Origin of the sequence: Pseudomonas synxantha BG33R (assembly GCF_000263715.2) — a bacterium.
GTDB classification, from domain to species: Bacteria; Pseudomonadota; Gammaproteobacteria; order Pseudomonadales; family Pseudomonadaceae; genus Aquipseudomonas; species Aquipseudomonas synxantha_A.
Genome location: NZ_CM001514.1, coordinates 5,593,543 through 5,613,967, shown reverse-complemented (window position 1 = coordinate 5,613,967; position 20,425 = coordinate 5,593,543). Strand labels below are relative to the sequence as shown.

Below are 20,425 nucleotides of genomic sequence, written 5' to 3'. Positions count from 1 at the left end.
TTGGGGTCAGAGCAGCGAACTGAGAAAGCCGATGGCAACCATCGAGTAGAACGCTGCGCAAATCAGCCCGAATGACTTGCGGGTCCGGGCAAAAAAAGGTTCTGCCGAATGGGCGGAAAACGCCAGGGCGTAGGTGCAGAAAATCAGGAAACCCAACAACGCACAGGCCGCCACCAGCACAAAACTCGCCCATGCCGGTGCGTTGACGCTCAGCCCCACGGTGGTCACGGTGAACCAGGTCAAGGCCGCCTTGGGGTTGGTCAGGTGAATGCCCAACCCCTGTAGATAGAAGCCCAGGTTGCGCGTCTGTTTTGCTCGCGCTTTGGCCACCGTCGTGGCGTTATGCGCCAGCGCACTGCGCACCGACTTCCAGGCCAGGAAGAACAAATAGCAGGCGCCGAACACCTTCAGCCACAGGATGATCTGGGTGTTGGACATTAACAGCGCCGACACGCCGGCAGCGGTCATCGCGCCCCAGCACAACGACCCGGAAATAACCCCCGCCGCCAGCGCCAGGCCCGGTGTGCGCCCGTAGTTCAAGGAGGTATTGGCGATGGCCAGGTTGCCTGGGCCCGGGCTGGCGGTGCCGATCACGTAGACCCCCAGTGCCGCTGCAAAACTTGAAAACTCAAACATAGGTGCACTCATACCCGTGGCGCCAGCGCGCAGTGAGCACTCCAAGCCACCGCGGCTTGAAGTGATGGTCAAAAAAGCTACTTGAAGCAACGATGATCCGGCTCTTGGGCGCGAATCTTCTCCATCCAGGGCTTGAGTTCCGATTGCTTGTACAGGCGCTCGCCCCAATTTTCCGGCGAGACCGGCAATGGCCGCCCCTGCAGGATGTAGTCGGTGAGCAGGTGAATGAACTGCTGCAGGCAATAGGCGCCCACGTGCAGGCGCAGCGAGGAAGCCGTCTCGGCAGGCGCAACGTTGAAGCGCGCCACGTCGATGATCTGCCCGCTGTCCACCGAAGGGGCCAGGTGATGGCAGGTCGAACCGTAGGTTTCATCGTTGTAGTAGATCGCGTAATGCTGGCTGCCCAGGCCCCGATATTTGGGGGGCGCCGGGTGCAGGTTTATCGCGCCTTTGCGGGCATTCTTGTAGATGCTCTGCGGGAAGATGAAGTCGCCACGGTAGGAGATGATCCAGTCGCCTTCCCAATCATCCAGGTGATAAGGGTAGGGATCGCCCGGGTCCCAGCAAAACACCTCGAGGTTGGAGAACACGGTTTTGGCGAATTCCACGCCGTGATCACACCAGTCCATAGTGCACACCGACAGCAGGACTTTGTCCTTGCATGGTTCGATCGTCTGCATCTTCACTTCTCCCTTTCCAGCTAATGTGGGTGACAACGACCGTCCCCCGGTAAGCCCGCTCGATCGCTAGTAGGCGACAGCCCTGACCACTGCATTGAAGCGCTCGACCATTTGCCCCAGTTCCCCTTCGCTGGTGATAAACGGCGGTGCGAACAGCACATGATTGCCTTGTGTGCCTTGCACTGTGCCGCTGCCGGGATAAATCAGCAGGCCGCGTTGCAGCGCCTCTTGCTTGAGGGCCGCGGCATAGGCGCCGCCGCCTCTGAATGGCGCCTTGGTGGAACGGCTCTCGACAAACTCGACGCCCACGAACAATCCGCGCCCGCGCACATCGCCAACGATATCCAGGTCAGCCAGGCTTTCCCTGAGCCAGACGCGCAGTTGCTCACCCCGTTGGCGCACTTGCGTCAGCAGGTCTTCTTCGACGATGACTTGCTGTACCTCCAGGGCAATGGCGCAGGCCAGCGGGTGGTTGACATGGGTTTGGCCGTTGCCCAGTACACCCGAGCCACGGGCCATCACCGAATGCACCCGGTCACTGATCAACAGCGCCGAGATCGGCATGTAACCCGCCGCCAGGCCTTTGCCGACCGCGACCATGTCGGGCACGATGCCGTCGTCGGTATAGGCGAACAGCTGCCCGGTACGCCCCATGCCGGCCATCACCTCATCAAGGATCAGCAGCACATCGTGGCGCTCGCACACCGCCTTGATCTTGCGAAAATAACCGGGCACCGCAGGCACCGCGCCGTTGGTGGAGCCCACTACGGTCTCGGCAAAGAACGCCGCGACGTTTTCACTGCCCAGGCTACGAATCTTGGCGTCCAGTTCATCGGCCAGGCGCGTGGCGTACTGCTCCTGGCTTTCGTCGGGCCGTTGATCACGGTAGGCGTAGCAGGGGGAGACGAACTCGGCGGGTGCAAACAGTCGACCAAATACCGACTGGCGCTGCGGGTTGCCGGAGATGCTCAAGGTGCCCAGTGTGCTGCCGTGATAACTCTGTTGGCGGGAAATGAACACTGATTTGTCGGGCAAGCCGCGCTCGCACTGGTACTGGTAAGCGATTTTCATCGCCAGCTCCATCACCTCCGAGCCGCCGGACAAGAACTGCGCACGCGCCAGGCCGCCACTGGCTGCCACCAGGCGCTCAGCGAGCTCCTCGGCGGCAGCGGTGGTGAAGCTGCCCGCATGGGCCCAGGCCAGTTTCTTCGCTTCGCGCTCGAATGCCGCGGCGATCCGCGGGTGCCCATGGCCCAGGCTCGACACTGCGACACCGCCGCAGGTGTCGAGGTAGCGTTTGCCCGTTGCATCCTCAAGCCAAACCCCGCTCCCGCCGACCGCCAGGATCGGTGAGCTGTTGAGGTTTTTGTAGATCACTTTTGACATGGGCGCAGTTCCTCAGGCAATAGGCGTTACCGTTTACTCACCGCGTGATCCCAGGCTGTCGGCGCCTGGTGAAAGCGCCGGCCGAAACGGGAAGAGTGAAACACCGAACGCGTCAGCCCGATGGGCAGCAACACGACGATAAACATCAAAAACGCAAGAAATCTCAGCACGGTAAAAGCTCCATTGAGTTAAAGGTAAGGATCAATCCAGTGGGATCTCGCTGCGCCAGTCCACAGCCTCGACGAAGGCCGGTTGGCCGGGGCGTTCCAGCACGTAACGGCCCAGGACCAGTACGTCCATTTCGGTGCGCATGAAGCAGGCGTACGCTTCCTCGGGTTTGCACACGATGGGCTCACCGCGTACGTTGAACGAGGTATTGACCAGCACCGAGCACCCCGTGCGTTCCTTGAAACTGCGCAGCAGGTAGGTGAACGGTGCGTTGTTTTCCTCGGTCACCGTTTGCACCCGTGCCGACAGGTCGACGTGGGTCACCGCCGGCAATTGCGAGCGGATATTGTTGATACTGCCCAGCCCGCGCTCCGGGCCGCCTTCTTGCCGCGACTGCTGGGATTTGATCGAGTCGGTGACCGGCGCGACCATCAGCATGTAAGGGCTTTTTTCGCAGATATCGAAATAGTTGCCGGCGTCCTCGGCCAGCACGGCCGGGGCAAACGGGCGGAACGACTCGCGGTATTTGATCTTCAGGTTCATGGTGCGCTGCATCTCGGGGTTGCGTGCATCGCCGAGAATCGAACGCGCGCCCAAGGCTCGTGGGCCAAACTCCATGCGCCCCTGGAACCAGCCCACCACCGCGCCCTCGGCCAGGCGACTGGCAACCTGGTCATACAGCCCGGCGTCGTCATAGCGGGTGAAGGGGTAGTGGTTTTCCAGCAGGAAGCGGGCGATTTCTTCGTCGCCAAAGCCCGGCCCCAGCAGGCTGCCGCTCATGGCATCAGACTTGCCACCTTCCAGGTGCGGGCGACCGCTGTGCTTGACGGCAAAGTCCAACGCCGCCCCCAGGGCGCAACCGGCATCACCGGCCGCCGGCTGGATCCAGATCGAATCAAAGCGCCCCGAGCGGCTGAGCACGCCGTTGGCCACGCAGTTCAAGGCCACGCCACCGGCCAGGCACAGATTGCGCTCGCCGGTCTGCTTGACCGCGGCAGTGGCCAGGCCCAGCACCACTTCCTCGGTGACTTTTTGAATCGATGCGGCCAGGTCGCACTCGCGCTGTGAGATCGGGCTTTCGGGTTGACGGATCGGCCCACCGAACAACTCTTCAAACGCTTCGCCGACCATGCGCTCACCGCGCAGGTACTCGAAGTACTTCATGTTCAGGGTGAACGAGCCGTCCTCGCGGATATTGATCAGCTCGTCGCGAATCTTGTCGGCGTAGATCGGCTGGCCATAGGGCGCCAGGCCCATCAGCTTGTATTCCCCTGAGTCGACCTTGAACCCGCAATAGTAGGTCATGGCCGAATACAGCAAACCCACCGAATGTGGGTAGGAAATCGAGTTTTTCAGTTCAAGATTGGTGCCCTGGCCGTGCCAGATCGTGGTCGAATGCCATTCGCCGATGCCGTCGATGCACAACACCGCCGCGTTCTTGAACGGTGACGGGTAAAACGCCGCCGCCGCGTGGGAGCGGTGATGCTGGGAGGCCTGGGTGCGCGGCGCCTTGCCCCGGCCCAGGATTTCGAGTTGCTCGTCGACGAACTTGAGCACGTTCCACTTCCAGCGAATCCATTCCGGCATCGCATTGATGAACGTACGTGCGCCGCCGATGCCGCCGCTGGCAAACGACGAAATCACCCGGGAGAATTTTTCCTGGGGGTCTTCGTAATAAACCACCGCCTCCAGGTCATCCAGGCTGATGCCCTCGGCGTCCAGGCAATAGGCAATCGCCTGGGCCGGGAACGCCGGGTCATGGCGCACGCGAGTGAAGCGCTCTTCCTGGGCGGCAGCGACGGGCACGCCGTCCTTGACCAGGGCGGCAGCACTGTCGTGGTAGAAGGCAGAAATCCCTAAAACATAATTAGCCATTTAACTGTGCATCCTCATCACATTCCGCCAATCCATGGAGTCGCCTGCGCCAATCGAACTGCTGGCGTGTAGGCAACCTTCTCTGCGTATCAAGGCCACCATTGCGCGAATGGCAGGCTTCGTAGAACCGGGATCAAGGACACCACGAGCACCAGGCTCATGGTGATATTGAACGCCTTCAAACGTTGTGGCTGGGTCAGGAAGCGCCGCAGGTACTGCCCGAAAAACACCCAGACCATCGAACACGGTGAACCGAATAAAAAAAACAACAGCGCAATCAGAAACACCTGCACCGTGTACGAGCCCAAGGGCGAGGTGTAGGCCAGCACTGCGCCTACCGCCATCACCCAGGCTTTCGGGTTGACCCACTGGAACAGCGCCGCAGCGGTGAACCCCAAAGGCTTGCCTGATTGGTCACCCAGATCGGTGGTGGGGGCACTGGCAATCTGATACGCCAGGAACAACAGGTACAACGCGCCGACCACCTGCAAGCCGTCATGCAACCACGGGTACTGGCGGAACACCGCCCCGGCCCCCAACCCGACCGCCACCAGCATCAGCGGAAAGCCGATGTTGATACCGGCCACATGGCGCAAGGTACGGCCGATGCCGAAATTGGCCCCGGACGACATCAACATCACGTTGTTCGGGCCTGGCGTGACGCAGGTGGCAATCACGAACAGCACGATCGAGTAGTAATCCAGTGCCTGCATGGTCATGCCCTGCTCAACGGTAATCTTCCAGCGTGCCCTGTCGACGAATGTCCACGGACACACAATGGAAACCGCCGCTCAGACTGCGCGCGTGGCGCATCTTCAGCGGTGCCACATCGATGCCGTGTTTTTCCAGTGCGCGAATCAGCGGCACTTGCTGGTCATTGATCACCGCCAGCGACGGGTTGACCATGATGAAGTTCATGCCCTGCCAGATAGAGGCACGCGGGTACGACCAGCAGTAACCGGTGTCCACCATGTCGGGGGCCCAGATGATGTCCCAGTGCTTGAACACTTCGGGCACCTGATCCTTGCCGATGCGTTCGGGGTTCAACACCACCAGCCCTGGACGCACCAGGGTGATGGTGGTGTCCAGGTGCGTACCGTCGTAGAACCCGCTGAGGGCGTGCACGCGATATTGGTCGCCGAGCACGCGCTTGAGCCACTCGTAGCCCATGCGGTTACCGCTGCGCGACACCAGGTAAAGAATGTCGCGGCCCATGCGCAGCACGTTGGCGGCATCGAAAATCGGCTCATCGTTGGCGATGATCGAGCCCTCGCGCGGGTTGACCCGGTAGGTACTGTCGGGCAGTTCCGGCTTGGGCGCGGAAATCCAGTTGGCGCCGCTGGCGAAGTACGCCTGCAGGTGTTCGCGGTAGGCAAAAGGTTCGAAGTAACGGCTGCGCAAGGCCATCGGCGCTTCAATGATGGTTTTGCCGATCGGCAGCAGCACGTCCCTTGGGCAGTAGTTGTATTCGCCGTCGGTCTTCCAGTCGCCGGTGCCGAACAGTGCCGCGTGATAAGTCTCTTTGGGCCGGCGCACGGTCACCCCATGGCCGACCAGGAAGGCGGCAAAGGCGTCCAGGTCTTCCTGTGCTTCTTCAACCAGTTGTTCGGGGTAAGGCCCTGACGGAATCTCATTGGGCGAGTCGTGGTGCTCGCTGTAGTCGAGGGCGAACAGGCCCTTGTCCGGCCGCGGCACGCGTGCGCCATGGGCAATACCCACGATCATTTCCTCGAGGGGGTCCCATTCGTTATGCACTTCTACCAAAGACATAATTGCTCCTCGTGGCGTTATTGTTCGTGGGTTTGCAGCAATACCTGCCGCGTGATCGGCAAGTGATGCAGATAGCCTTTTGAAGCCGCTGTGCGGGTTGGGCGCGGGAGTACATGGTCGGCCGATGAGAGGCGCAAGCGACGCAACATCGAGGTCCATTTGCCGGGCATCGGCGCCAGGGACTCATAGCCCACGCGCACGCGCTGCCATTGCGCGGCGACCTGCTCGGCACTGGTCAACGCACGCATGTACGCATCGATCGCATCGGCAGCCCAGGCCGAATGCCCGGTGGACACGTTATCAATGGTGTTGTGCAGGTCGACGAACGCCGTGCTGAACCCGTAGTGCCGTAAAAAGCGCCGCGCCGAACGATAGCTGCCGCCCACGCCGGACAGCTCCATGGCCAGGTTCATGCCGAGCACTTCGGGCATGAACGTCACCGGCAGTTTGCCCAGGCACAGCCAATACACGGGCAGGCGGAAGGAGTCTTCGTCCAGGCGCGGGTCTTGGGCGAATTCACGGCTACCGGTGGGGGCCAGTTCGAAATCCATGTCACGCAGGCCATCGCGATAAATTTTCGGATGATTGAGCGCCTCGATGCCGTTGCCCAATTCATCCCAATAGGTCTGGAACAGGGTGTAGCCCACGTGGGAAGACGCCAGCCCCAGGTCGGTAAAGCCTTGCAGCCACGCACCGTCGATCAGCGTCAGCGGCGCCAGTTGCAGGGTCGACTCGATGATTTCTTCACGGCTGGGCATTTGCGCCGGGTCGCTGTCATCGAACTGTTGGCCGTTCTGGTCATGCTTGTCCAGCAACCAGGCGCGCAGCACATTGGGGCCCCACTGCTCGGGCAATTGGCGCTCGGACGTCTTCAGCGACTGGCGCGAACGCTCAAGCCAACGGCTCACATAGGCATGGGCAAACTGGCGGGTGGCCGGCTGCAGCGCACGCCCCTGCAAGACAAAATAGGCTTCGCGCAGGCTCTTGGGCCAGTGCCCGGTGTCGTCGGGGCTGGCTGAGTCAGGGCGGGGCACCGTGGCGGCGCTGTCGACTGGCTGGCGTGGCAGCTGCGGCGTGGCGCCAGCCTGGGGCAACCAGTCGATCCACTGGCGAATCACGCTCAAGTCTGCCTCGCTGAAGATGCGGAACATGCGCCCGGTCGGCGCCACCAGGCTGGTGACCAGCAGGCTTTTTTTCGAGTTGCCCGGCACGATCAAACGGCTGCGCGACAGCACATCCAGCAGGGGCAACGGGTCGCGCTGCGCTTCTTCGATCCACAGCGCCAGGCTGCGCCCTTCAATCAGGTAATTCTGGTGATACACCGCGCCCACCCGCGCCAGACGCTGCATCAAATGCGCCATGGCCTGTTGGGGCGAAGTGGCGGTCAGCGAGGCGTTATACAGCCGCGCATTCCAGCGTTGCAGCGCGCCGAACAGCCAGTTGGCGCCGCGTAGCAGACGGGCCTGGCGCTCTTCGCCCTGCTCGATGATGCGGTGCGCGACCCATTGGCTGATATGGCGCAACGAAGCCGGCTCCAGGCCGGGGAATGACGCGCTCAGATCCAGCCGGCCGAGTTCCAGCGCCAGCCCTTCAAGCTGGCCCATGGCTGCCCAGCCCGGGCAAAGCCCGACGGCGCGCAAGGCCCAATCGACACCGCAGAGTTCATCACCGTAGGCGTCGCTGCGCCGGCTGAGGGCAAGCAACAGCGCGGGCAGTTCGAACGCGTCGTCATGCAGGTCCGGCAGGGTCGCCAATTGCGCCGGCGCCAAGGCGTAGGTGGTCAGCTGTAGCTGGCCCAACAACGCGTTGAAGTGATGGCCGCGGGAGGCGTTCGGGTAGCCGACGCCGATGTCATGGGCAAACAGTTGCATCAGGCGCAGCTGCGCGGGGTCTTCAAATACCCCGGGTGCGCTCAGGCCCTGCAGCCAGCAGCCGAGCACCGAGGCCATCGGTGCCGAATAAACCGCCAATGCCTGGGCAAAAGCGCGGGCGTTGTGCTGCTCGACGGCGGCGGTGGCGGCGCCGGCATACGCCGACGCCTGTTCCGACTGCCACGCATCGATCCGCTGTGACAGCAGCGGCAACTGCACCGGCTCGACGTCTTTGCCCAGCAGGGTGTCGAGGTACTCCGTATCCAGGAAACATTCAGGCTCCAGCGCCAAACGATAGAGTTCGCGCCACCTGTCGTCTGCGGGGATGCGTGTTGGAATCGAGCCATCCATAGCCATTACCTTCCAGTGCCGCGTCAGAACATCGGATAAATGGAGGAGTCAGGTTTCTTCTTCTTTTTTCCAAACAGGCGCTGGAAAAACTTCTTGATGGATTTCATGTGCAAGTCCTTTTAGCGGGTGACATCGAGAATAAGTTTTGAAACCAGGTCGTTGCCGGCATCGGTGAAATGGATGCGGTCGACGAACTGCCAGTCTTGCGGGCCCAGTGCCTCGGCCAGCAATGGCGTGATGTCGACAAACTCCACCCCCATGGCCCGCGCCCCGTCGCGCAAGCGCTGGGCGTAGGCTTCGCGCACCGAGGTTTGCAGGATGTCGCCATACACCTCGGTGAAATTGCCGAGTTGGTCGAGTTCGGCAAACAGTTGCTCTTCCTCATGGCTGCCGGTCTCGCGGACCCAGCCGGCGAGCGGTTGCAGGATGAACGTCAGCTTCGCACCCATGTCGGTGGCCAAGGCGCGCCAGATATCCAGGTGCTGCAAGGTCAGGTTGGCGGCGTAGTCGATCTGTTCCTGCATCGACGGCGGCGTGGGTTGCTCGGGCTCCTGAGGCTTGCCGAACAGATTCGACAGGCTCCAGTTGCTGGCGGTCGGCTGCTGTGGCGTCAAGGCATCGAAAAACTGATGGCAGTTGAAAAACGCGCCGTGCTCGCCCCGATAGGCGTGAGGCTGACGTGCCAGGCCAAGGTTGTTGAAACCGGAGAACAGCACGATTTCATCCACCTTGGGCAGGTGGTGCCGGTTGAGGGTGAACAGCACCAGCTCTTGGGTAGAGTTGAAGCTGCGGCCGCCGAAGTTGACCCAGCGCTGGCCACGGGGATCGTTCTTCGTGAGGCGCGAAGCTAGGGTCCAGCTGTCGGCGCTGGCGCCAATGCCGAACACGGTGGAGCTGCCCGCCAACAGGCGTACCGGGCCATTACCCTTGATACCATCGACCACCGAATAGCGGGTGCCCAATGACTCGGAGTAGCGAAAGCCGGATGAATCGGTATTGACCACGGGGGAAGCATGGTCAGTGGGGTGGAAGTACATCAAATAGGGCAGCCATCGAACTTCACCGGCATCGGTGAATTTCTGTTCGTACTCGGCCATCTGCGGTGTGAGCGTCGTCCTTGTCGTCATAGCGCTTGATCCATTTGGTATTCGCTGGGCAGATTCAAACACCTGGTTGGTTTGTCAGGTGCTTGCTTTGTAGGGCATTTCTGAAAATTTGGTGCGTACAGTGCTGCTTTACTATTTTGTAACTACATTTGTACCCACCTTGTCCAAGGTCTCGTGCACTGTTATGGGACCTATCATCCCAAGGCGACGACGTGTATTGCAGATACAGCAGAACTCAATCTTTTGAATACAGATTGGGGTTTTATGCTGAAAATTTTTCAAAAAAAGGCCAATCTGTAACTTCTTAAGCGACAGATCAGAAGCTACAGTCGGGCCTATGACTCTATACCTGAACCTCGCCGAATTCATCAGCAGCCGCATCGAGCAGGGCCTGTACGGGCCCGGTGAGCGGTTGCCATCTGTACGCACCCTCAGCCATGAGCACGGCGTCAGCCTGACGACCGTGCAACAGGCCTACCGTGTATTGGAATGTTCGGGGTTGGCGGTATCGCGTCCCAAGTCGGGCTATTTCGTGCCGTCGGACCGGCGCGTGGCGCCTTTGCCGCAGATGGGCCGACCCATCCTGCGGCCGGTGGACATTTCCCAGTGGGACATGGTCCAGGAACTGATACGCCTCGATCAAGGCGCCGGTATCGTGCAACTGGGGTGCGGTATGCCGGACATCAGCGTGCCGACTCTCAAGCCGCTGCTGACCGCCATGGCCCGTATCAGCCGGCGCAGCGACAACACCAGCCTGCAATACAGCCACATCCAGGGTGTATTGGCCTTGCGTGAACAGATCGCCCGGCTGTCCATCGATGCGGGTGTTCGCCTGACCCCGGCCGACCTGATTGTCACCAGCGGCTGCCAGGAGGCCCTGTCCACCGCGATCCGCGCGATTTGCGCGCCCGGCGATATCGTGGCGATCGCCTCGCCGAGCTATTACGGGATGATGCAGATCCTCAAGGCGGCCGGTCTCAAGGCGCTGGAGATCCCCAGCGACCCGGTGACCGGCATCAACCTGGAAGCCCTTGAGATGGCCCTGGAGCAGTGGCCGATCAAGGTCATCCAATTGACCGCCAACTGTAACAACCCCATGGGCTACATCATGCCCGACGAGCGCAAGCTCAAGCTGATCCGCATGGCCCAACGCTTCGACGTGCCGATTATCGAAGACGATATCTACGGTGATCTGTCGCATCGCTATCCGCGGCCACGCTCGCTCAAGTCCTTCGATGAAGACAACCGCGTGGTGTTGTGCAGTTCGTTTTCCAAGACCGTGGCCCCTGGCCTGCGCGTCGGCTGGATCGCCCCGGGGCGTTACCTGCCCCAGGTGCTGCATATGAAGTTCATCGGCTCTGGCGCCACCGTCACCCAACCGCAATTGGCCGTGGCCGAATTTATCGCCAAGGGTAATTACCAGTTGCACCTGCGGCGTATGCGCAAGCAATACAAGCGCAACGGCGATCTGATGAGTGAATGGGTCAACCGCTATTTCCCGGCGGGGACCCGCGTCAGCCAGCCTCAGGGCGGCTTTACGCTGTGGGTCGAATTGCCCGGGGAGTTCGATACCTACGCCCTCAACCGACTGTTGGAAGCGCAGGATGTGCAGGTGGCCAACGGCAATATTTTCTCGGCAGCGGGAAAATACCGTAATTGCATCCGGCTGAACTTCGCCAACCCACCCACCCGCAAGGTCGAGATGGCCGTGCAAAAGGTCGGGCAAACCGTTGGCCAGTTGATACAGATGGAGTTGGAGAACCCCCTCACCGCGCAACAATGGCAGCCTCAGCCCTCTGCGTTTTGATCGGCTGTCTCCACGATTGAGCCGTGCGGTCCAGGTGGCCACCCATCACGCCAATAGAACGCTTGTTGTAACAGGGCGGTATTTGTTCTCATGGGTCATAAGATTTAGGCTGTAGCCCTCTCTAAAAAGAAGGACAGCAGCGATGACCTGGTCTGCCAAGCAGTACACCCTGTTCGAACAACAGCGCACTCGCCCGGTCCGTGACCTGGTGGCGGCGATTCCCGAAACCGACGTGCGCACTGCCGTCGACTTGGGCTGCGGGCCGGGCAACTCCACAGCGGTACTGGCCGAGCGCTTTCCCCAAGCGCGAGTCACCGGCATGGACAGCTCCGACGACATGCTGGCCGACGCCCGCGAGCGCTTGCCGGCGTTGAGCTTCGAGTTGGCAGATATCGGCGCCTGGAGTCCAGCACAAAAATTCGATGTGATCCTGGCCAATGCCTCACTGCAATGGCTGCCCGACCACGCCGGGCTATACCCGCACTTGGTCAATCAACTGAACCCCGGCGGTACGCTGGCGGTGCAAACCCCGGACAATCTCGACGAGCCCGCCCACCGGTTGGCCCGCGACGTTGCGGCCGACGGCCCATGGTCGGCGAAGATCGGCGCGGTCAAACACAATGAGCGGCATACCGCGAGTTACTACTACGAGTTGCTGAGCAAGCACTGCAGTACGGTGGATGTGTGGCGCACCACCTACCAGCACCCGTTGGCAGATCATGCGGCGGTGGTGGAGTGGTTCAAGGCGTCGGCATTGCGGCCCTTTCTTGCGCCGTTGACCGACGATGAAAAGGCCGCCTTCCTGCAGCAATACCAGGCGCGAATTGCCCAGGCTTATCCAGCCTTGGCCGATGGCACTGTGTTGCTGCCGTTTCCGCGCCTGTTCATCATCGCGACACGCTAACGTGATCGGCGTAAGTGGCGGTCACGCGGCCGCCGTTTGCGTCTGCAAGTATTCCTGCGCCGACATGACGCCCGCATAGCCAAATGCCAGGGATGCCATGTACGCCCCATGCACCTGCGCCGCTGGAATCACCTGGCCGTTGAATGCCTGATCGCGAGTAGCACAAGCGTCATGGATCACCGTGACCTTATAGCCCAGGTCCGCCGCCGCCCGCACCACGGCGTCCACACACATATGACTCATGCTGCCGACCACCACCAGATCGGTGATGCTGCGCTGCTCCAGCAACTCGCGCAGGTTGGTTTGGCGAAACGCATTCACAAAATGCTTGAGCACTACCGGTTCATCACCCTCGTTCAACACCTTGTCGTGCAAGCGGGCGCCGTCGGAGCCGGGCGTGAAGAAAGGCGCGTCGTCGCCTTCAAACTCATGGCGTACATGAATCACTGCATCGCCTGCCTGTCGAAATGCCTGTAGCACCTGCGCCGCCTTGTCCGCCGCGGCTTCTACGCCGTCAAGCGGCCACTTGCCCTGAGGGAAGTAGTCGTTCTGGATATCGATTAGGATGAGCGCTTGCTTGGCCATGTATGTTGCCTCCTGATGGGTTGATGGGCCCAGTATCTTAGCTGGCGCCGAGGTTGAGAATTGGCCGCACCGACAATAACAGGGGGAAAACTGACAATGGCCGTGGAACGCGCGACGCTCGAACTGGGTGTATTGATCTATCAGGGCGCGCAACTGGCCGCCGTGCATGGCCTGACCGACCTGTTTGGGGTCGCCAATCGCATCGCCGCCGAGTACCAATCTGCGCAACTGCCGCTGCTGCGGGTCAGCCACTGGCAGGTGGACGCCCACGGCACGCCTGCGCGCGTGTTCGACAGCGACCCAGCGCCGGCCCAACCGATGATGGCTCTGCTGGTACCGCCGTCGATTGGCGAGTTCACCGAAGACCAGGCGCCGCCGGCACTGCTGGAGTGGATCCGCCAGCAGCATGCCGCTGGCACGGTGCTTGGTGGTGTGTGCATTGGCTCGATCATGTTGGCGCGTAGCGGTCTGTTGGATGGGCGCAGCGCCACCGCTCACTGGTCGTCCTCGGAATCCTTCGCAGCCCGTTACCCGGCAGTGCGCCTGGAAGCGGATAAACCCATCGTCGATGACGGCGACCTGATCACCACCGCCGGGCTGATGGCTTGGTCCGAACTGGGCCTGCGCCTGGTCGACCGGCTGATGGGTCCCAGTGTCGCCGCCGACACTGCGCGTTTTCTGGTGATCGAACACAGCGACAGTGCCCGCCAGTGCGCAAGCAACTTTGCGCCGATCCTCAGGCATGGCGACAGTGCGATCCTGAAGGTCCAACATTGGCTGCAAGCCAGTGGCGCAGTGGATGTTTCGGTGGCGGCGATGGCGCAGGAGGCAAACCTGGAAGAGCGCACGTTTTTGCGCCGTTTTCGCAGTGCGACGGGGCTTAAACCCACCGAGTACTGCCAGCATCTGCGGGTCGGCAAGGCGCGGCAGATGCTGGAGTTCACCAACGGCACGATCGACCACATCGCCTGGACCGTGGGTTATCAGGACCCCAGCGCTTTTCGTGCAATTTTCAAGAAGATTACTGGCTTGACCCCCAGCGACTACCGCACCCGGTTTGGTGTTTGAATCGTGCAGAACGCAGGGGATTTGGGGCATCGTCGTGCAGAATAGAGCAGGCTAACTGCCATCGCTTTTAGTGCAACTCATTGATTTAAGAAACATCCCTCACAAAGCGGCGTTGGCCTGATCCCTGCAACTTTCCCACCACACACATGGCGGGATAGCCAAGGGGGACGCATGACCCCGACAAATCGCAACAAATTGGTGGTCGCACACTCGACGCGCGAAGGTGCGCCATTGCATGAGGTTGAAACCAACCGCGCATTGGCCCGCTGGCTGGCGCAGATATTGGGGCTCAAGTTTGGTGGCAGTTACGACCCCCAGATGCACGCCGGTCGCGAGCTGTACCTGCTACCCACGCAAACTCTGGTCGGTCCCGCCCTGGCGTTGAAGCTTGACGTCAGAGGGCCGGAAGATTTGTGGGGGGGCTATGTCGATCACGATTTCATTTGTACCAAAGCGATCAGCCACGGCCTGTTGAGCCCTGAAGCAAAGGCACCTGAAGGTTGGTCGCCGATCTTCTGCGAGCGCGTACGCGACGTTGTGTTGGATGGCTTGAGTGTGTTCGCCCTGGAAGACGCCAAGCCCGCCGCCGCGCGCTTGCTCTATAGTGGCCCGATCCGTATGAAACCGGTGCACGCCTGTGCTGGACGGGGCCAGGAAGTTATCCACAGTCTCGATGAGTTCGACGCGATAGTGGCGCGTCCTGACGCCGCAAAGTTGTTCAGCGCCGGCGTGGTGCTGGAACAAGACCTGCACGACGTGGTTACCCACAGCGTGGGCCAGAGCTTTATCGGTGAGCACGTATTCAGCTATTGCGGCGAGCAATACCTGACCCAGGACGGGCAGGGCGAGGAGGTCTACGGCGGATCCAACCTGCTGGTCGTGCCCGGCTACTATGAAGACTTGCTGCAATTGGCCCTGCCTGACGATGTGCGGCAAGCCATCGAGCAAGCCCGGGTTTTCGATAATGCTGCCGACGAAGCCTACCCGGGGTTCTACGCCTCGCGGCGCAATTACGACATCGCCCAGGGCCTGGACAGTAACGGCCAGCGCCGTAGCGGCGTGCTCGAACAGTCCTGGCGCATGGGCGGGGCCAGCAGCGCGGAAGTCGCGGCGCTGCAGAGTTTCATCAACAACCCGAGCCTCAAGGCCATCCGCGTGTCCTCGGTGGAAACCTACGTGGATCAAGCGCTGCCGGCGGATGCCATTGAGGTGTACCGAGGCCCCGCCGAAAACAGCGACTTTCTTCTCAAGTACGTGACGGTTCAATCTTATGACGGCTAGAAGCGAGAGCATCAGTATCGATGTAGATGACGAACAGATGAGTGGGACATTCCTCAGCCCCAAGTCCAAAGTGCCCGGCGTATTGTTTGTGCACGGTTGGGGCGGCAGCCAGGAGCGCGACCTGGACCGCGCCAAAGGTATAGCGGGGCTGGGTTGCGTATGCCTGACCTTCGACCTGCGGGGGCACGCCGGCACCGGCATTCCCTTATCGCGCGTCACCCGCGAAGACAACCTGCGCGACCTGCTGGCCGCCTACGACCGGCTGCTGTCCCACCCTGCCATCGACACCTCGGCAGTGGCGGTGGTGGGCACCAGCTACGGCGGATACCTGGCGGCGATTCTCACTTCGTTGCGCCCGGTGCGTTGGCTGGCGCTGCGGGTGCCCGCGCTGTACCGCGACCAGGAATGGCTCAAGCCCAAGCGCGAGCTGGATAAAGCCGACCTGATGGATTACCGCGGCACCTTGGTGCGTGCCGAAACCAACCGTGCCCTGCACGCCTGCGCGCAATTTACCGGTGATGTGCTGATTGTCGAATCGGAAACCGACGACCATGTGCCCCATGCCACCATCATGAGTTATCGCGCGGCGTGCCAGCAGACTCATTCCCTGACCCACCGCATCATCGACGGCGCGGACCATGCCTTGAGCGACCCGGTGTCGCAACAGGCCTATACCTCGATCCTGGTGGACTGGATTACCGAAATGGTAGTGGGTGAGCGGTTGAGCATTATCCAATCCCGATAGACGTTAAGCGGGTGTCTTCTTCACCCGCAACGCCTTGGCCTTGGCCTCCACCCCCAGGTACATCACCAACGCAATCAGCAATGGGCAAATAAAGTAGATTGCCCGATACGCGATCAACCCGGCCAGCAGACTCCCGCGCGACGCCTCATGCTGTAACAACCCGATAAACACTGCCTCCAACACCCCAAGCCCGGCGGGTATATGGGTGACCACACCGGCAATCGCGCTGATCAGCAACACGCCCAATACCAGCGGGTAATCGAGTTTGGCGGGCAGCAAGGTAAAAATAACCGCTGCCATGAGTGACCAGTTCAAGGCGCCCAGGGCCAGTTGCAGGCAGGCCATGCGCAGCGACGGCAAATTGATCTCGATGCCGCGGATCGACCACGCACGTTTTTTCGAAAACCGGCACGCCGCCAGGTAACCCAGGCTCGCGATCACCAGCAACACGCCCACACCTTGCAGGGCGCCGGTGCTGAGCTTCCAACCTGGTGGCAGGGTGACCAGCCCGCTGCTGAACACTACCCCGGCCAAGGCCATATAGCCGAACCAATTGGTGGCCAGGCTCAGGCCGAGGATCTTGGCGATATTGCTGGTGCTCACCCCCAATCGCGAATACAGCCGGTAACGCATGGCGATGCCGCCGACCCAGGCGCTCAGATTGAGGTTGAACGCATAACTGATAATGCCCACCGGCAGGATCTGCTTCCAGCGCAGGGGCTGGCGAATGTAGGTCCGGCCGATCAGATCGAAGCAGGCGTACACGATAAAACTGCACAGCGTCAGCGCGCCGGCGATCAGCAATGTGCTGACTTTGAAGTCGCTCAACGTCTGCAGCACTTCGCTCCAGTCGATGCGCCGGGCAAGCAGGGTGAAGAGCACGATCAGCAGCAGGAAGAACGCAATGGTCAGAGGCTTCTTCCAGCGCTGGAACCGTGAGCCGTTTTTCTCAGACGTCATGGGCCGGACTCTCAATGGGTTTCAAACGCGGCTTGTGTGCCGGCAACCAACTCGCCAGCGCGGGAAAGTGGCGCATGACATGGAACACCAGAAACCCCACGGTCAGGCGCCACAACCACAGGCGCGGCTTGCGCTTGGCCGGCATGGTTTGGCAATGGTCTCGTGCCAGGGCTTCCAGGCTCTGGTACAGCTGCTGGTTGAAGGCGCGGTCACGAATCAGCACGTTGGCTTCCAGGTTCAGCGCCAGGCTCAGCGGGTCGAGGTTGCTTGAGCCCACGGTGCTCCATTGGTCGTCCACCAGCGCCACTTTGCCGTGCAACGGGCGTTGGCAGTACTCGTGAATCACCACGCCGTCCTTGAGCAGATAGTCGTAGAGCATGCGCGCCGCCAGCTTGGCCAGCAGCACGTCGGGCTGGCCTTGCATGATCAACTGCACCTGCACGCCACGGCGCGCTGCGTTACGAATCTCGCGCAGCAAGCGATAGCCGGGGAAGAAATAGGCATTGGCAATTACCACCCGCTGCCGGGCCTGGCTCAAGGCGTGGATATAGGCTTCTTCGATGTCGTCGCGATGCTGGATATTGTCGCGATAAATCAGGCGCACCCGCCCGTCGCCGTGCTCGTCTGCCCATGGCGAAGGCCGTTGCTGGCGTCGGCGCCAACCTCTACGGGTGCGCACCTGACGGCCACTTTGGGCGAGGGCGAAGTGGTGCAAGTCGGCCACTGCCGGGCCGATGATCTGTACCGCGTAATCCTGCTTGGCTTCGGGGCCGAAGTCCCCCAGGTGATCAGCGGAAAAATTGATCCCGCCGATAAACGCCACGCTGGCGTCCACCACCACGATCTTGCGGTGCAGGCGACGAAACCAGTTGGTGCGAATGCCGAGGGTTTTGGATGCCGGGTCAAACATCTGCACGATCACGCCGGCTTCAGCCAGTTCGCGCAGAAAGGCCGGGCTCAGTTCGCCGCAGCCGAAACCGTCAAGGCTGACCACCACCTTGACCCCGCGTTGCGCCGCTTCGATGAGAATGCCTTGCAGCTCATGACCGACCTTGTCTTCAAAGAGGATGAAGGTCTCCAGCAGGATTTCCCGCTGGGCGTCGCGCATGGCCTCGAACACCGCGGGAAAATAGGCCTCGCCATTTTCCAGCAATTGCACGCGATTGCCGCTCTGCCAGCCGTAGTCTAGGTCGCGGGCCTTGCTGTCATCCGGCGGCTGGTCGGTGGCGATATGTTCTACCGCAATGTTCATAACTCAATCTCCACCGACAGGGGCACATGGTCTGACAGGTGCGACCACGGCCGCGTGGTGAGCACGCGCGGGTTGTGGATGGTCAGGTTGCGCACATAGATGCGATCCAGCGGCAGTAACGGCAGGCGCGCCGGGAACGTACGCGCAGGCTTGCCGTGGGCGTGGATGAACACCTCCTGCAGGCCGCTTTGACTCAGGTCGGCCTTTTGCCGCCAGTCATTGAAATCGCCGGCGACCACCAGGGGCGCATCCGCCGGGATCTGGCCAATACGCTGCTCAAGCAAGCGCAGTTGCTGTTGGCGATGTACCTCGCGCAAGCCCAGGTGGATGCAGATGGCATGCACCTCGCGTTCGCCGCCCGGCAGGCGCAGCACACAATGCAGCAGGCCGCGGTTCTCATGGCCGCTTTGGGAGATGTCGAGGTTGTCGTAACGGATTATCTGGAATTTTGACAGCAGCGCGTTGCCATGGTCGCCATGGGGGTAGACCGCATTGCGACCATAGGCAAACTGCGGCCAGATGCTGTCGGCGAGAAATTCGTACTGCGGCATCTTCGGCCAGTCGCTATAACGCTGGGGATGGCGCTCGTGGGTGCCGTGGATCTCTTGCAGGAACACCATATCGGCACCGACGCTGCGCACCGCTTCGCGCAGTTCGGGCAGGATGAAGCGTCGATTCAGGGCAGTGAAGCCTTTATGGATATTCACCGTCAGCACGGTAAAACGCGTGATGGCGGCGGTGGGGGGCACGGGGATCAGCTCGGGGTGAGTCATGGCAGCACTCCCGGTTCCGGCAACTGCCCGGGTGCTGTGAGCAGGTGCTTGTCCAGCCCGAAGCGCTGCAACAACTGGCGCGCATCGAAAGGCGCGCGCACCTTGATGTCATTGTCGAAAAAACAGAACACGTCACGCTGTTTGCGCACGCGGGGTTTGCGTTGCGGGGCGACAAGGTGCGCATCCGCCGGTTGTTTGCCGTGGGCCCAGCGCTCGATACGGTCACCCCAGCGTTTGAGCGCCTCACTGGTATAGCCACTGGCGTAAAGCTGTTTGTCGCCGTGTAACCGCAGGTACATGAAGTTGGCGGTGACGTCTTCGATATAGGGCCACTTGCCGGCGGTGTCAGCCACTACGAGGGCAACACCGTACTTGTCCAGCAGCTGCACAAACTCCGGTACCGCAAAGCTCATGTGGCGAATTTCCACGGCATGGCGCAAGGGTTTTTTGCCATAGGCTTTCATGCTTGCCTTGCCGTTCAGACGCGGCTCGTGCTGGCGGGCGAGGGCGGCGGCCTGTTGGGTGTTGGTGGGTAAATCGGCCAGGAAGGCTTCGAACAGCGCGGCGTCGAATTTGAAGCTGGGCGGGAACTGCCAAAGGATGGGACCGAGTTTTTCTTTGAGCTCCAGCACCCCGGAGGCGAAGAAATTGGCCATGGGCTTGTGCACCTCGCGCAAGCGCAGGATATGCGTGACATAGCGTGGCGCCTTGACGCTGAACATGAACCCCTCAGGCGTATCGGCGTACCACTGCGCATAGCGCTTGGGGGGTTGCAGCGCATAGAAAGAACCGTTGATTTCAATGCTGCTCACGGCGCGTGACGCAAACTGCAACTCGCGTTTCTGGGTCAGCCCGTCGGGGTAGAAGTCCCCGCGCCAGGGCGTGTAGCGCCAGCCGGAAATGCCGATATGAATCGCCGCCATGGTTGCTCCTGTGGAGGTGGGGTGCGTTATGGGATGACTGCGATATTTGGCTGAAAGTTTCCACGTTCCTACAGACGGTACGGGGTGCGAAATGTGGGAGGGGGCTTGCCCCCGATAGCCATGGGTATCTACACAACTCTGACGTAGCAACCATCAGTAATCACGATGCGAAGCGAGCCGCTCTTGATCTGCTTTTGATCTTGATCTTAGGCGCCCCGTTAAACCACGCTGGCCGGAATTCGACAGGGATTTGGGGGGTAAACCGGCAGGGATGCCGGTTTAGC

Annotated in this window: 19 protein-coding genes; 5 read left to right on the top strand and 14 right to left on the bottom strand. The window is 61.1% G+C overall.

What is annotated here, in order from left to right:
• Positions 1–6 precede the first annotated feature (6 nt).
• The 9 genes from PSEBG33_RS03125 to PSEBG33_RS03160 all read right to left on the bottom strand — a co-directional run bounded on the left by PSEBG33_RS03125 (position 7) and on the right by PSEBG33_RS03160 (position 9,864).
• Positions 7–636 carry a LysE family translocator gene (locus PSEBG33_RS03125; RefSeq protein ID WP_005791901.1) on the bottom strand — a complete coding sequence of 210 codons (630 nt, stop codon included), beginning with the start codon at positions 634–636 and terminating at the stop codon, positions 7–9.
• A 77-nt stretch (positions 637–713) separates the two neighbouring features.
• Positions 714–1,316 carry a formyltransferase family protein gene (locus PSEBG33_RS03130; protein WP_005791900.1) on the bottom strand — a complete coding sequence of 201 codons (603 nt, stop codon included), beginning with the start codon at positions 1,314–1,316 and terminating at the stop codon, positions 714–716.
• 66 nt (positions 1,317–1,382) lie between these two features.
• On the bottom strand, positions 1,383–2,702 hold the full coding sequence (locus PSEBG33_RS03135) for an aspartate aminotransferase family protein (protein ID WP_005791898.1): 1,320 nt from the start codon (positions 2,700–2,702) through the stop codon (positions 1,383–1,385).
• 26 nt (positions 2,703–2,728) lie between these two features.
• Entirely contained in the window at positions 2,729–2,872 is a 144-nt protein-coding gene (locus tag PSEBG33_RS29630) for a hypothetical protein (RefSeq protein ID WP_005791897.1), read from the bottom strand.
• A gap of 31 nt (positions 2,873–2,903) precedes the next feature.
• A complete protein-coding gene (locus tag PSEBG33_RS03140) occupies positions 2,904–4,745 on the bottom strand; it encodes a carbamoyltransferase (protein ID WP_005791895.1) in 1,842 nt (613 codons plus the stop codon).
• An 89-nt stretch (positions 4,746–4,834) separates the two neighbouring features.
• A complete protein-coding gene (locus tag PSEBG33_RS03145) occupies positions 4,835–5,458 on the bottom strand; it encodes a LysE family translocator (RefSeq protein ID WP_005791894.1) in 624 nt (207 codons plus the stop codon).
• Between the two features lie 13 nt (positions 5,459–5,471).
• Entirely contained in the window at positions 5,472–6,515 is a 1,044-nt protein-coding gene (locus PSEBG33_RS03150) for a hypothetical protein (RefSeq protein ID WP_005791891.1), read from the bottom strand.
• A 17-nt stretch (positions 6,516–6,532) separates the two neighbouring features.
• Positions 6,533–8,737, bottom strand: coding sequence for an iron-containing redox enzyme family protein (locus PSEBG33_RS03155; RefSeq protein ID WP_005791890.1), 2,205 nt, complete (start codon positions 8,735–8,737; stop codon positions 6,533–6,535).
• 119 nt (positions 8,738–8,856) lie between these two features.
• Positions 8,857–9,864 carry an SGNH/GDSL hydrolase family protein gene (locus PSEBG33_RS03160; protein WP_005791889.1) on the bottom strand — a complete coding sequence of 336 codons (1,008 nt, stop codon included), beginning with the start codon at positions 9,862–9,864 and terminating at the stop codon, positions 8,857–8,859.
• A 316-nt stretch (positions 9,865–10,180) separates the two neighbouring features.
• On the opposite strand from PSEBG33_RS03160, the gene PSEBG33_RS03165 reads away from it, so the two are divergent.
• Entirely contained in the window at positions 10,181–11,650 is a 1,470-nt protein-coding gene (locus PSEBG33_RS03165) for a PLP-dependent aminotransferase family protein (RefSeq protein WP_005791888.1), read from the top strand.
• Positions 11,651–11,792: 142 nt separating this feature from the next.
• Entirely contained in the window at positions 11,793–12,554 is a 762-nt protein-coding gene (gene tam / locus PSEBG33_RS03170) for a trans-aconitate 2-methyltransferase (RefSeq protein WP_005791887.1), read from the top strand.
• A 21-nt stretch (positions 12,555–12,575) separates the two neighbouring features.
• On the opposite strand, the gene PSEBG33_RS03175 is transcribed toward tam, so the two are convergent.
• Positions 12,576–13,139 carry a cysteine hydrolase family protein gene (locus PSEBG33_RS03175; protein ID WP_005791886.1) on the bottom strand — a complete coding sequence of 188 codons (564 nt, stop codon included), beginning with the start codon at positions 13,137–13,139 and terminating at the stop codon, positions 12,576–12,578.
• A gap of 96 nt (positions 13,140–13,235) precedes the next feature.
• Here PSEBG33_RS03175 and PSEBG33_RS03180 point away from each other — a divergent pair, with 96 nt between their 5' ends.
• From PSEBG33_RS03180 to PSEBG33_RS03190, 3 genes are all read left to right on the top strand, one after another.
• Positions 13,236–14,207 (top strand): GlxA family transcriptional regulator, encoded by a 972-nt coding sequence (locus PSEBG33_RS03180; protein WP_005791885.1) that lies wholly within the window; start codon positions 13,236–13,238, stop codon positions 14,205–14,207.
• Between the two features lie 171 nt (positions 14,208–14,378).
• Positions 14,379–15,488, top strand: a complete 1,110-nt coding sequence (locus PSEBG33_RS03185; protein WP_005791884.1) for a DUF3182 family protein — start codon at positions 14,379–14,381, stop codon at positions 15,486–15,488.
• A complete protein-coding gene (locus PSEBG33_RS03190) occupies positions 15,478–16,233 on the top strand; it encodes an alpha/beta hydrolase family protein (protein WP_005791883.1) in 756 nt (251 codons plus the stop codon). Before PSEBG33_RS03185 ends, PSEBG33_RS03190 begins: the two co-directional genes overlap by 11 nt.
• 3 nt (positions 16,234–16,236) lie before the next feature.
• Here the strand turns inward: PSEBG33_RS03190 and PSEBG33_RS03195 are convergent, their stop codons facing one another.
• From PSEBG33_RS03195 to PSEBG33_RS03210, 4 genes are read right to left on the bottom strand one after another with little or no spacing between them, the layout of a single operon-like run.
• Positions 16,237–17,193, bottom strand: coding sequence for a lysylphosphatidylglycerol synthase domain-containing protein (locus PSEBG33_RS03195; protein WP_005791882.1), 957 nt, complete (start codon positions 17,191–17,193; stop codon positions 16,237–16,239).
• Positions 17,183–18,445, bottom strand: coding sequence for a cardiolipin synthase ClsB (gene clsB / locus PSEBG33_RS03200; RefSeq protein ID WP_005791881.1), 1,263 nt, complete (start codon positions 18,443–18,445; stop codon positions 17,183–17,185). Before clsB ends, PSEBG33_RS03195 begins: the two co-directional genes overlap by 11 nt.
• Positions 18,442–19,218 carry an endonuclease/exonuclease/phosphatase family protein gene (locus PSEBG33_RS03205; RefSeq protein WP_005791879.1) on the bottom strand — a complete coding sequence of 259 codons (777 nt, stop codon included), beginning with the start codon at positions 19,216–19,218 and terminating at the stop codon, positions 18,442–18,444. The genes clsB and PSEBG33_RS03205 overlap by 4 nt, the downstream gene beginning before the upstream one ends.
• On the bottom strand, positions 19,215–20,141 hold the full coding sequence (locus PSEBG33_RS03210; protein WP_005791877.1) for a DUF72 domain-containing protein: 927 nt from the start codon (positions 20,139–20,141) through the stop codon (positions 19,215–19,217). The genes PSEBG33_RS03205 and PSEBG33_RS03210 overlap by 4 nt, the downstream gene beginning before the upstream one ends.
• Positions 20,142–20,425 lie beyond the last annotated feature (284 nt).